This window comes from Grimontia celer, from assembly GCF_900055185.1.
GTDB lineage: Bacteria > Pseudomonadota > Gammaproteobacteria > Enterobacterales > Vibrionaceae > Enterovibrio > Enterovibrio celer.
In genome coordinates, this window is the sequence record NZ_FIZX01000003.1 from 224,916 (window position 1) to 237,240 (window position 12,325).

Annotated in this window: 14 protein-coding genes; 10 read left to right on the forward strand and 4 right to left on the reverse strand. The window is 51.7% G+C overall.

From position 1 onward, the window contains the following. The first annotated feature begins 16 nt into the window (after window positions 1–16). From GCE9029_RS19650 to acpS, 10 genes are all read left to right on the forward strand, one after another. Complete coding sequence (locus tag GCE9029_RS19650; protein ID WP_062666175.1) at window positions 17–640, forward strand: RseA family anti-sigma factor; 624 nt, start codon at window positions 17–19, stop codon at window positions 638–640. Further along, window positions 640–1,614 (forward strand): sigma-E factor regulatory protein RseB, encoded by a 975-nt coding sequence (rseB, locus tag GCE9029_RS19655; protein WP_062666177.1) that lies wholly within the window; start codon window positions 640–642, stop codon window positions 1,612–1,614. The genes GCE9029_RS19650 and rseB overlap by 1 nt, the downstream gene beginning before the upstream one ends. After that, the gene (locus tag GCE9029_RS19660) at window positions 1,611–2,105 is read left to right on the forward strand and encodes a SoxR reducing system RseC family protein (RefSeq protein ID WP_062666180.1); all 495 of its coding nucleotides are present in this window, start codon (window positions 1,611–1,613) and stop codon (window positions 2,103–2,105) included. Before rseB ends, GCE9029_RS19660 begins: the two co-directional genes overlap by 4 nt. 76 nt (window positions 2,106–2,181) lie before the next feature. Continuing rightward, window positions 2,182–3,978, forward strand: coding sequence for a translation elongation factor 4 (lepA, locus tag GCE9029_RS19665; protein WP_002537521.1), 1,797 nt, complete (start codon window positions 2,182–2,184; stop codon window positions 3,976–3,978). Between the two features lie 30 nt (window positions 3,979–4,008). Beyond that, window positions 4,009–4,908: a signal peptidase I gene (gene lepB, locus GCE9029_RS19670; protein WP_062666183.1), complete on the forward strand. Its 900-nt coding sequence runs from the start codon at window positions 4,009–4,011 to the stop codon at window positions 4,906–4,908. A gap of 11 nt (window positions 4,909–4,919) precedes the next feature. Then, window positions 4,920–5,594 (forward strand): ribonuclease III, encoded by a 675-nt coding sequence (gene rnc / locus GCE9029_RS19675; RefSeq protein WP_002537523.1) that lies wholly within the window; start codon window positions 4,920–4,922, stop codon window positions 5,592–5,594. Continuing rightward, on the forward strand, window positions 5,591–6,505 hold the full coding sequence (era, locus tag GCE9029_RS19680; RefSeq protein ID WP_002537524.1) for a GTPase Era: 915 nt from the start codon (window positions 5,591–5,593) through the stop codon (window positions 6,503–6,505). The genes rnc and era overlap by 4 nt, the downstream gene beginning before the upstream one ends. Window positions 6,506–6,537: 32 nt before the next feature. After that, window positions 6,538–7,251: a DNA repair protein RecO gene (gene recO, locus GCE9029_RS19685; protein WP_062666185.1), complete on the forward strand. Its 714-nt coding sequence runs from the start codon at window positions 6,538–6,540 to the stop codon at window positions 7,249–7,251. Further along, window positions 7,248–7,979, forward strand: coding sequence for a pyridoxine 5'-phosphate synthase (pdxJ, locus tag GCE9029_RS19690; RefSeq protein WP_062666187.1), 732 nt, complete (start codon window positions 7,248–7,250; stop codon window positions 7,977–7,979). Before recO ends, pdxJ begins: the two co-directional genes overlap by 4 nt. Beyond that, the gene (acpS, locus tag GCE9029_RS19695) at window positions 7,979–8,362 is read left to right on the forward strand and encodes a holo-ACP synthase (protein ID WP_062666189.1); all 384 of its coding nucleotides are present in this window, start codon (window positions 7,979–7,981) and stop codon (window positions 8,360–8,362) included. The genes pdxJ and acpS overlap by 1 nt, the downstream gene beginning before the upstream one ends. Before the next feature lie 338 nt (window positions 8,363–8,700). Here the strand turns inward: acpS and GCE9029_RS19700 are convergent, their stop codons facing one another. The 4 genes from GCE9029_RS19700 to GCE9029_RS19715 are packed head-to-tail and all read right to left on the reverse strand — an operon-like array spanning window position 8,701 to window position 12,312. After that, window positions 8,701–9,927 carry a beta-ketoacyl-ACP synthase gene (locus tag GCE9029_RS19700; protein WP_062666191.1) on the reverse strand — a complete coding sequence of 409 codons (1,227 nt, stop codon included), beginning with the start codon at window positions 9,925–9,927 and terminating at the stop codon, window positions 8,701–8,703. Further along, window positions 9,924–10,649 (reverse strand): 3-ketoacyl-ACP reductase FabG2, encoded by a 726-nt coding sequence (locus tag GCE9029_RS19705; RefSeq protein WP_062666193.1) that lies wholly within the window; start codon window positions 10,647–10,649, stop codon window positions 9,924–9,926. Before GCE9029_RS19705 ends, GCE9029_RS19700 begins: the two co-directional genes overlap by 4 nt. Further along, window positions 10,646–11,110, reverse strand: a complete 465-nt coding sequence (locus tag GCE9029_RS19710) for a hotdog family protein (RefSeq protein WP_062666194.1) — start codon at window positions 11,108–11,110, stop codon at window positions 10,646–10,648. Before GCE9029_RS19710 ends, GCE9029_RS19705 begins: the two co-directional genes overlap by 4 nt. Then, entirely contained in the window at window positions 11,107–12,312 is a 1,206-nt protein-coding gene (locus GCE9029_RS19715; RefSeq protein WP_062666196.1) for a beta-ketoacyl-[acyl-carrier-protein] synthase family protein, read from the reverse strand. The genes GCE9029_RS19710 and GCE9029_RS19715 overlap by 4 nt, the downstream gene beginning before the upstream one ends. Window positions 12,313–12,325: the final 13 nt, after the last annotated feature.

The following is a 12,325-nucleotide window of genomic DNA, read 5'->3' on the forward strand; positions in this document are numbered from 1 at the left end:
GATAACGGTGAAATAAATGGCTGAAAAAGAAAACCTTTCCGCATTATTTGATGGTGATGAGATTGATCAGGCGCTGATTGATGCGCTGGAAAATGATCAATCGGCACAGCAAGCATGGAAAAGCTTTGCCGTCACCCGTGATGTAATGCGTGGAGAAGCGCCAAGCCCAAGTTGGGATATTGCGTCCAACGTGGCTGCAGCGCTTGAGTTCGAGCCTGCGCACGGTGCGCAAGCGGCGCCAAATGTTGTTCCTATTCAGGAAGCACAACCTACACCAGCGGTTGCTAAGAAAGGCATGCCTTCTTGGTTGCAGCAACTCACTCAGGTAGGTATGGCAGCAGCGGTATCTCTTGCAGTGATTGTCGGTGTTCAGCAATACAATGGCGGCGATCAAGTGGATCCGGTTCTGGCAGCGTCACAGCCCCCAGTTTTACAAACTATTCCTTTGGCTGGCTCAGCTGAACCTGTGAGTCTTAGCCGTGAATCGTTGCAGAACAATCCGACTGAAGCACAGCTTATGGAGCAGCGCCGCCGTGTGAACGCGATGTTCCAGGACTATGAGTTGCAGCTTCGCCTCAATGCTGATGAAATGATTGAACAAGATGAGAAGCTAACACCAGAAGTGAGCACATTAGATTGATGAAACATCTCCTGATCGGTGCCTGTGCACTGGTCAGTCTGGTTGCTAATGCCTCGACGGAAGAGAATCCCGCCGAGGCATTGTTGCATCAGATGGGCCAGGCAACCGAACAATTGGACTACGAACTTTCTTATATTCTGGTCCGCAAAAACAGTATTGAGCCCCTCCGTTTTCGCCACGCGTTAGTTGATGGTGAGTCATTTGGTCATATTGCTTATCTGGCTGGCCCACCGCGTGAAGTGATTCGCCGTGGTGACGAAGTTAGTTATTTCGAACCGGGCATTGACCCGTTTACTATCGCGAGCAACCAGATGGTGGCACCGTTGCCTGCCATCATGCATTCCGATATCGATCATCTTTCGACCATGTACGATTTCGTGCCACTGGGAAGAGCGCGTGAAGCAGGTCTTGCTTGCGATGTGGTACGCGTGTCCCCGAAAGATGGTGCACGTTACTCCTATGTGCTCTGGATTGATCAGAATACCAAACTGCTTACCCGTGCAGACCTTCTGGATCGCGATGGCGACCCAATAGAGCAATATCGTGCTCTATCTCTGGTGATTTCCCCACAGATTGGCGACGTGATGAAGCAGATGTCGGGCATTGAGTTGCCTCCAGTGGTTCAGGTACCGAAGCAGCGTGACGCGGGTCTTGGTTGGCAAGTCACCTCTTTGCCTGATGGCTTTTCCCCAATTTATAGCAACCGTCACCGTTTGATGATCACCGAACGTCCGGTAGAAAGTCAGATGTTCAGCGATGGCCTGTTCAGCTTCTCGGTTTATCTGTCAGAAGCCGATGATTTGTCAGTGCGCGAGCAGCTGGTCAGAAAAGGACGTCGCACGCTGCACAGCCATGTGTCCGGCAATGCAGAAATCACTGTGGTAGGAGACATTCCACCAGCGACAGCGAAAAAAGTGGCTGAATCAGTTCGTATGACAGCGCCACAAGCGGCGGAAGGAACGCCAACGCCATGATCACGGCATTGGCAGAGGTTACTGGCAGCGGTGAGGGTTACTTGACTGTTCGCTGCCAGCAGAAAACCAGCTGTGGAAGCTGTGCTTCTAAGAGCAACTGCGGCACGGGCATCGTCAGCAATGCCCTGCCGGGTAAAGTCCTGGATATCCGTGTGCCGTCAGAGAAGTCTGTAAATGCAGGTACCTTGGTTGAAATCGGCTTGGAAGAGCAAACCTTGTTGCAATCTGCGCTGGTGGTCTACATCTTGCCGCTGTTATTTGCGATTGTGGGCGCGGTTTTCGGGCAGTTTCTCGCAGATTTAATGGCGACGGGAGAAGGCGTGATCATTCTGTCTTCACTGGTTGCCGGTGGGCTGGGATTCCTTGTAGCACGCCATTTTTCACGAAAGCTGGAGCAGGATGTGGGCGCAACGCCTAAACTGTTACGCATTCTTGGCAGCCCTGTTGAGCCGGCGGCGGTGATAAATGCCGCAACAGAGGATAGCGACTAGCCATTAATTTCGGTAGAATCCCGCCACTTGATCGTAAGATCCTCTTATTTTAACTAACGAGTTAGTCACACCATTTATGAAGCACATTCGTAACTTTTCGATTATTGCCCACATTGACCACGGTAAGTCGACTCTGTCAGACCGTCTTATTCAGGTCTGTGGCGGCCTAACTGACCGTGAAATGGCGGCGCAGGTTCTGGATTCCATGGATCTTGAACGCGAACGTGGTATCACCATCAAAGCACAAAGTGTGACGCTGAATTATGCAGCGCAGGATGGGGAAACCTATCAGCTGAACTTCATCGACACCCCAGGGCACGTTGACTTCTCGTACGAAGTTTCTCGTTCTCTGGCGGCGTGTGAGGGTGCTTTGCTGGTGGTGGACGCGGGTCAGGGCGTAGAAGCTCAGACGTTGGCGAACTGCTACACCGCGATTGAAATGGATCTGGAAGTGGTTCCAATCCTGAACAAAATTGACCTGCCAGCAGCTGATCCTGATCGCGTAGCGGAAGAGATTGAAGACATCGTGGGTATCGATGCGACCGAAGCGACCCGCTGTTCGGCGAAAACGGGTCTAGGCGTAGATCTGGTTTTGGAAGATATCGTTAAGAATGTTCCGGCACCTGAAGGTGACCCAGAAGCACCGCTACAAGCGCTGATCATCGACTCATGGTTCGATAACTATCTGGGCGTTGTGTCGCTGGTTCGTATTAAGAACGGCGAGCTGAAAAAAGGCGACAAGATCAAAGTCATGAGCACCGGTCAGGTGTGGGGCGTTGATCGCATCGGTATCTTCACACCAAAACAAACTGACACCCAAGGTCTGCGTACCGGCGAAGTGGGCTGGGTTGTTTGTGGTATTAAAGACATTCTGGGCGCGCCAGTGGGTGATACCCTGACTCACGCAAAACACGGTGCAGAAACACCGCTACCAGGTTTTAAGAAAGTGAAGCCTCAGGTTTATGCGGGTCTGTTCCCTGTTTCGTCTGACGACTACGAAAACTTCCGTGATGCACTGGGTAAACTGAGCCTGAACGATGCGTCACTGTTCTACGAGCCAGAAAACTCAGCAGCACTGGGCTTTGGTTTCCGTTGTGGTTTCCTTGGCATGTTGCACATGGAAATCATCCAGGAACGCCTGGAGCGTGAATACAACCTGGATCTGATCACCACGGCGCCAACCGTAGTGTACGAAGTGAAGAAGACCAACGGTGACACCCTGTACGTTGATAGCCCTGCGAAATTGCCAGCGGTTAACGATATCGAAGTGATGGGTGAGCCAATTGCACGCTGTAACATCTTGGTACCTTCAGAGTACCTGGGTAACGTTATCACCTTGTGTGTAGAGAAGCGTGGCGTTCAAGTTGACATGGTTTACCACGGCAACCAAGTAGCCCTGACTTACGATATTCCAATGGCAGAAGTGGTTCTGGACTTCTTCGACCGTCTGAAGTCGACGTCACGCGGTTATGCTTCTCTGGATTACAACTTCCAACGTTACGAAGCATCGAACATGGTGCGTGTTGATGTATTGCTGAACGGCGACAACGTGGATGCATTGGCTATCATCACTCACAAAGATCAGGCGCAATCCCGTGGCCGTGATTTGGTTGAGAAGATGAAAGAATTCATCCCTCGTCAGCAGTTTGACATCGCGATTCAGGCAGCAATCGGTAACCACATCATTGCGCGCTCGACCGTGAAACAGCTTCGCAAAAACGTCACCGCGAAGTGTTACGGTGGTGACGTAAGCCGTAAGAAGAAACTGCTGCAGAAACAAAAAGAAGGTAAGAAACGTATGAAGCAGATCGGTAACGTCGAACTGCCTCAAGAAGCGTTCCTGGCGATTCTGCACGTAGGCAAAGACAAATAATAAAAGGGATTAAAGGTTTAGGGGAACACGATGGCTAATACTTTCTCGCTGATTCTGGTGCTTGTCACCCTGTTTACTGGGATTATCTGGGCACTGGATAAGTTCAAATGGGCGCCGCGACGCCAGCAAAAAGCGGCTGAAGCGCTCAATGTGGACGGTGGTGAGTTAAGTGAAGAGCAGGTTGCACAAGTTGCCCCTCAGCCAAGCTGGGTAGAAACCTCAGCCTCCGTGTTCCCTGTTATTGGCCTTGTTCTGGTGCTGCGTTCGTTTATTTACGAGCCGTTCCAGATCCCATCTGGTTCTATGATGCCGACACTTTTGGTGGGCGACTTTATCCTGGTGGAGAAGTTCGCTTACGGCCTGAAAGACCCGGTATTCCGCCATCAACTGGTGGAAAACGGGAAGCCAGAGCGCGGTGACGTGGTGGTGTTCAAGTACCCACCACAGCCAAACGTCGACTTTATTAAGCGCGTGATTGGTGTGCCGGGTGACACGGTTCGCTATAGCGAAGACAAACGTCTTTGTATCCAGAAGAAAGGTGAATCGACCTGTGAATTAGTGCCAGTGGATGATGTTCACAAGAGTGAATTCGTTCAGCGTGGTGCGAACCTGATTCAGGCGCAGGAAGAGTTAGGTGTTGAGCCTCACCAGATTCTGGTGAACCCATATACGAAAAATCAAGCAGGTCAGTATTACCCAACACCGGGTCTAGGTGAGTGGGTGGTGCCGGAAGGCGAGTACTTCGTGATGGGTGACAACCGTGACAACAGTAAAGACAGCCGCTTCTGGGGCTTTGTACCTGAGGCTAATCTGGTAGGTAAAGCAGTCGGTATCTGGATCAGTTTTGAATTTGATGAACAAGGCGACAGTTTCCTGCCGTCTTGGGTACCTGTCGGGGTGCGTTTCAATCGCATCGGCGGCATTGATTAACTTGGAACGACATGACAACACCTATAAATAAATTACAGCGTCGCATCGGCTATGAATTTAGTGATGCGGCGCTTCTCAGTCTCGCCCTGACACACCGAAGCGCCAGTGGAAATCACAATGAGCGTTTGGAGTTTCTGGGCGATTCTATTTTGAGTTTCGTTGTTGCTGACGACCTCTACCATCGTTTCCCGAACGTTGATGAAGGTGATATGAGCCGCATGCGTGCAACCTTGGTTCGTGGTAACACGCTGGCTGAATTGGGCCGCGAGTTCGAACTGGGTGATGTGCTGCAACTGGGGCCGGGTGAGCTGAAAAGTGGCGGTTTCCGCCGTGACTCTATCCTGGCAGACGCCGTTGAGGCGATCATCGGCGCTATCTACCTCGACAGCGATCTGGAAACGGTACGTGGAATTGTATTGAGCTGGTACAAACAACGTCTGGAAACCATCCAGCCGGGCGCGAACCAGAAAGATCCGAAAACACGTTTGCAGGAATTCCTGCAAGGGCGTCGTAAGCCGCTGCCTGCCTATAATGTTACTAAGGTACAAGGCGAAGCGCATAACCAGCAATTTACGGTGGAATGTGAAGTAGCAGGTCTGGATCGACCTGTCGTAGGTAAAGGCAGCAGTCGTCGCAAGGCTGAGCAAGCGGCTGCAGAACTGGCATTGCAAAAGCTGGACTCATGACAGACACGCACGAAACACACCACTGTGGCTTTATTGCCATCGTAGGCCGCCCGAATGTGGGCAAATCGACACTTCTCAACCGCTTGGTTGGGCAGAAGCTGTCTATTACCTCGCGTAAACCACAAACTACCCGCCACCGTATCATGGGTGTCGATACCCGTGATGGGTATCAGGCGGTATATGTCGATACACCGGGACTGCACATTGAAGAAAAACGCACCATCAACCGTTTGATGAACCGTGCGGCTTCAAGCTCACTGACTGACGTTGAACTGGTACTGTTCCTGGTGGACGGCACACAGTGGACGCAAGATGATGAGATGGTACTGAACAAGCTCAAGAAAGCTGAGCTGCCAACCGTACTGCTGATCAACAAAGTCGATAACGTGAAGGAAAAGGGCGAGTTGTTCCCACACCTTCAGGAAGTCAGCGAGAAAATGGACTTCATCGATGTGGTTCCGGTTTCAGCGAAACACGGCACCAACATTGATGTGGTCGAGAAACTGGTTCGTAACCACTTGCCGGAAGGCGAGTGGTACTTCCCGGAAGAGTACGTCACAGACCGTTCACAGCGCTTTATGGCGTCTGAAATCATCCGTGAAAAGCTGATGCGTTTTACTGGTGATGAGCTGCCATACTCAGTCACTGTTGAAATCGAACGTTTTGATTACAACCCAGACACGGATGGCTTTGAAATCAACGGCCTGATCCTGGTTGAGCGCAACGGCCAGAAGCGTATGGTGATCGGCAAGGGTGGTGACAAAATCAAAACCATCGGCCGTGAAGCCCGTCTCGACATGGAAGATCTTTTCGAGCGCAAGGTCTACCTTGAGCTTTGGGTAAAAGTGAAATCCGGTTGGGCTGATGACGAGCGCGCACTGCGCAGCCTCGGTTACATCGACGACCTTTAACAGCGTTATTGGCTGAGACATTCAGGAGCAATATGGAAGGCTTGCAGCGCTGCTTTGTTCTGCACTCACGACCCTACAGTGAGACCAGCCTGATTCTGGATGTTTTCAGCGAAAATCACGGGCGCGTCAGTTTAATGGCGAAAGGCGCCCGTGGTAAACGCTCTCCTTTAAAAGGGGCGCTCCAGCCTTTTACTCCTCTCTTGATGAAATGGTCCGGCCGCGGCGAAATGCATACCTTGCGTCATGCTGAAGCCATGGGGCTTGCGATCCCGCTTTCAGGCAATGCCCTGTTTTCAGGCTTTTATCTCAATGAGATCTTAAGCCGGGTTGTAGAGCCTGAAACCGCGTACCATCAACTCTTCTTTGACTATGTCAATGCGCTGACTGACCTTGCTCAGCACAGCAATCCTGAGCCTGCGTTACGACGCTTCGAACTCGCCTTGTTGGACTCGCTCGGATACGGGGTCGATTTCCTGCATTGTGCGGGTAGCGGTGAGCCAGTCGATACATCGATGACGTATATCTTCCGGGAGCAGCAAGGTTTTGTCGCCTCGCTGATGAAAAGCAATAACCTCACTTTTACGGGCAGCGACTTAGAAGCGCTGGCAACAAGACAATTCTCAACGGCAGAACAGCTAAAAGCGGCGAAGCGCTTTACACGCTTGGCCCTCAAGCCTTATCTTGGCTCCAAACCGCTCAAAAGCCGTGAGCTTTTTATGTTAAGAACAAGGAAATTAACGCAATGAATACCATTTATCTGGGCGTCAATATTGACCACGTCGCGACCGTTCGTAATGCGCGTGGCACCCAATACCCTGATCCTGTCCACGCTGCAGATATTGCAGAGCGTGCGGGCGCGGATGGTATTACCGTTCACTTGCGTGAAGACCGTCGCCACATTAAAGACCGTGACGTTCATATTCTGAAAGACACCATCCAGACTCGCATGAACCTGGAAATGGCAGTGACTGATGAGATGGTCAACATCGCGCTGGAAGTAAAGCCGGCATACGTGTGTCTGGTCCCTGAAAAACGCGAAGAGCTGACCACCGAAGGCGGTTTAGACGTGGCGGGTCAGCTTGAGAAAGTAAAAGCTGCAACGGAAACGCTGACTGCAGCGGGCATTAAAGTGTCGCTATTCATTGATGCAGACCGTGCGCAAATCGACGCAGCAAAAGCCTGTGGTGCCCCTTTTATTGAGCTGCACACAGGCCATTATGCAGAAGCGACGACTGAAGAAGACATGCAGGCAGAGCTGAAGAAAATTGCAGCGGGTGCGAGCTACGCAGACGATCTGGGTATCAAGGTGAACGCTGGTCACGGTCTGACGTACCACAACGTGAAGCCTATTGCGGCGATTCCAGAGATTTACGAGCTGAACATCGGCCACGCGATTGTAGGCCGTGCGGTATTTGAAGGCTTGCCAAAAGCGGTTGCAGACATGAAAGCTCTGATGCTGGAAGCGCGTCGCTAATGGCAGTGGTTGGCCTTGGTACTGACATCGTAGAAATTGAGCGCCTTGAGAAAATCATCGCGCGCACCGGAGATGCATTTGCTAAACGTGTCCTGACAGAAAACGAGTTGGAAACCTATTCCGGCTCCAACTTCCCGGCTCGCTTTCTTGCCAAGCGCTTCGCAGTGAAAGAAGCGGCTTCAAAGGCTCTTGGGACGGGGATCGCTTGTGGTGTAACCTTCCATGACTTTGAAGTCTCTAACGATGAGCTTGGAAAGCCTGTGGTGGATTTCTCCGGTGTAGCGCGAAGGCTTGCTGACGAGCGTGGCGTGAAGAACATTTTCCTCACCATCGCTGATGAGAAACGCTATGCCGTAGCGACCGTGCTGTTAGAGACCAACTAGCTTCTTTCTTCAACGCCGACCATACAAACAAAAACGCCCGCTTCTGCGGGCGTTTTGCTATCTGTGGCTAGGGGCTGTTGACCTTTGGTGGTTGAATTTTGTTCTAGCTATAAGCGTTTTAGGCGCGGCGAGGCGTGTGCCGCCTAGTTACTCTAAGCAAATACGCCTCAACAAAGAATAAAACGCTTAGAGCAGAACCCTTCGGGCAGCGTTTGTGGGGAATTTCTGCTGTGTTATCAGCTTCTCATGTAGGCTAGCTACACATCGAAGCTTCTGCCTTGCATAAAATCCCCACAAACTGCTGCAAAAGTCATCACCAAAGGTCAACAGCCCCTATATCAGACGCGCTTGAAGATAATCGACGTATTGATACCACCAAAGGCAAAGTTATTGCTCATGATGTATTCACAGTCGATGTGGCGCCCTTCGCCGCGGATGTAGTCCAGTTCGCCACAAGCCGGGTCGATGTTGTCGAGGTTTAGGGTAGGGCTGAACCAGCCACTGTTCATCATCTCAAGGCTCAGCCAGGCTTCAATGGCACCACAAGCACCAAGAGTGTGGCCAAAATAGCTTTTCAATGAGCTGATAGGCGTCTGGTTGCCAAAGATATTCGCGGTGGCGTTGCTCTCTGCGATATCCCCTTTTTCAGTGGCTGTACCGTGCGCGGAAACATAGCCAATTTTTTCTGGTGCCAGATTGGCATCACGCAGCGCCATCTCCATACAAATCTGCATGGTTTCCTTGGTAGGCTGGGTGACATGTGCGGCATCGCAATTGCTGGCAAAGCCAACAATCTCGGCAATGATGTTTGCGCCACGGTTAACAGCATGCTCGTATTCTTCCAGCACCAGTGTGCCAGCGCCTTCACCAATCACCAGGCCATCACGCTCTGTGTCATATGGCCGCGGTGTTTTTTCCGGTTCGTTGTTTTTCAGGCTGGTGGCAAACAGGGTGTCGAAAACGGCAGATTCAGTTGGGCAAAGTTCTTCCGCACCGCCAGCCACCATCACGGTCTGGTAGCCGTGCTTAATGGCTTCATAGGCGTAACCAATCGCCTGACTGCCGGAAGTACATGCGCTACTGGTCGGGATCACTCTGCCTTTCAGGCCAAAGAACAGACCCACATTCACTGCAGTCGTGTGAGGCATCATTTGCACGTAGGTTGTCGCGGTAATGGCGCGGGTGCTCTTGTCGTTCAACATTACACCAAACGCACCAATCGCAGGTGTACTGCCTGTGGAGGAGCCGTAGGCAATACCTGTCTGTCCGTTGGTCAGCACTTCATTGCCAATCAGGCCACTTTGTTCGAGGGCATTTTCTGTTGCCACTGTGGAGAGCTGGGAAACGCGCCCCATGCCACGTACTTTCTTACGTGGATAGTGTTTTGGCACACTGAACCCTTCTACTGGCGCAGCCAGTTTGGTGTTGAGGCCATCATATTGCTCGTAATTAGGCATGTAGCGAACGGCATTTTGCATCGCCGCAAGCTTTGGCTGGACACTTTGCCAGTCGTTACCGAATGCAGTAACACCGGACATGCCAGTGATAACAACTCTGCGATTCATATCAGTCCTCCATTGACTGAGATTACCTGTCGGGTGACGTAGCTGGCGGAATCTGACATCAGATAGCTGACCAGGCCTGCCACTTCTTCAGGTTTGCCCATTCGGCGCAGTGGCACCTGAGGAAGGGCATGTTCTTTCACGTGTTCATCCACCAGACCAGTATCGATAAGGCCTGGAGCCACGCAGTTTACGGTGATTTTGCGCTTTGCGAGTTCCAGAGCCAATGCTTTGGTGGCACCAATAATACCGGCTTTGGCGGCACTGTAATTGGTTTGTCCGCGGTTACCCATCAGACCGGAAACCGATGCCATGGTTACGATTCGTCCGCCGCGGCGGCACTGAATCATTGGCATCACGCAAGGGTGCAGCACGTTATAGAAACCATCAAGGTTGGTATGAACCACGCCATCCCACTCATCTTCTGTCATGGCCGGAAAAGCGGTGTCAGCTGTCACACCTGCATTGTTTACAACGCCATAGTATCCACCATGGGTTGCCATATCCGCCTCAAGTTCAAGACGGCATTGTTCGCGGTTGGCAATGTCAAAAGAGATTAAACGACCAGAACCACCCAACTCAGTGATGTCTGCCAGCGTCGCTTCAGCGCCCGTTTTGTCACGACCATAATGGATCACGATATTGAAACCGTCTTTGGCAAGTTGAATGGCGATAGCTCGGCCAATGCCTTTGCTTGCGCCGGTAACCAATACATCACGACTCATTGGGACGTTCCTTTTAACATTTGCTGTAACTTTTCTTCTGAAGGCACATACGCATTGAGCTGGGCCGATGCGATTTCCTTACCCTCATGTTCTATGGTGCAGGCAAATACGGCCATACCATTGCTTTCCATCACATGGTTGGCGTGCACATCTAAAAGCGCACCGGCAGGAAAGCTTGGGGTATCACATTTGTAGCGGCGACTGCCCAACAAAAATCCAATAGGTGGCGCTTTGTTTTCTTTGCTCGCCTGATAACCCGACCAGGCGGCAACAGACTGAGCCATTAGCTCAATGCCCACCCACCCTGGAATACCGTTCATGTTTTTATCGAAAAACAAACTGCTCTCACTGGATGTTACCTGACAGTGCACATGCATATCACCGACATCAATCAGCGTATCGAGAAGGATCATGGGTGCCTCGTGAGGCAGCAGCTCGTGAAGTTGTAATTGCGAACTCATAGTTTTCCAAAAATTAGCGATACGTTGTTCCCGCCAAAGGCAAACGAGTTGCTCAAAATAGCGTGTTTTTCCAGTCTGTCATTTGCTGCTACCAGACGAATTGGCGCGATCTCTGGGTCGCGACCTGCTTGCGCATCAGGGATGGGTAGCGTGAGATTGTAGCGAAGGATTTGCCAACAAATGGCAGCCTCTATCGCACTGGCGGCACCCAGCGTGTGGCCCGTCAGTGGTTTAGTTGAGCTAACCGGAACATTATTACCTAATACTCGTCTGATGGCTTTGGACTCCATCGCATCGTTGAGAGGCGTGGCGGTGCCGTGTGCATTGACGTAACCAATCTTGTCTGGCGACAGTCCGGCATCTGCTAATGCTTTGATCATGGCCTCTTCTGCGCCGCGACCTTCCGGTTCTGGGGCGGAGATATGGTGCGCATCGGAACTGTCACCTGCGCCAAGCAATGCTATCGGTTCAGCTTCTTCCGGGCGCTCGAGAGAAAGCAGCATAAACGCGGCGGCTTCACCAATATTGATGCCGTCGCGCCCTTCGCCAAACGGGCGGCATAGGCCGGAAGAGACAGATTCCAAGCCATGAAAACCGTTCAGTGTTAAACGGCAAAGGGTGTCTGCGCCACCGACTATCACGGCGTCAGCCATACCTGATTGCAGCAGCCTTTTAGCAGAAAGGAACACTTTTCCGCTCGATGAACAGGCGGTGGACACCACATAACTTGGTCCGGAAAGCCCAAAGTAGTCACTGATAAAATCAGAGAGGTTACTCAGCTCTTGCTGGTAGTAGTGATAACTCTCTGGCAGCTCGCCGGTTTGCAATTGCTCGCTAAGGGCGATTTCACCGTTGGAAATACCTGAGGTGCTGGAGCCAACAATAACGGCGACGCGATCCTCACCGTATTTACCCATGGCGTTTTCAACGGCGCCCCGAATTTGCTGAAGGGCGGACAGGGCCAGACGGTTGTTTCGTGTCTGTTGATGTTGGAATTGTGCAGGGATGTCAGGAAGGTCTTCCAGGACGCGCCCTACGATTACTTCCTTGCCATCATTAAGAGTGAAACGTTCGGCTTCGATGCCGTCACTCTTGCCGCTTTGCAGATTTCGGTGGATATCTTCAGAGCGCACACCCAGTGCGGAGTGCGAACCGCAAGCATGGATATAAACCGGAGTTGTTTGTGTATCTGCGTCGGTCATTGCGATCTGTTCT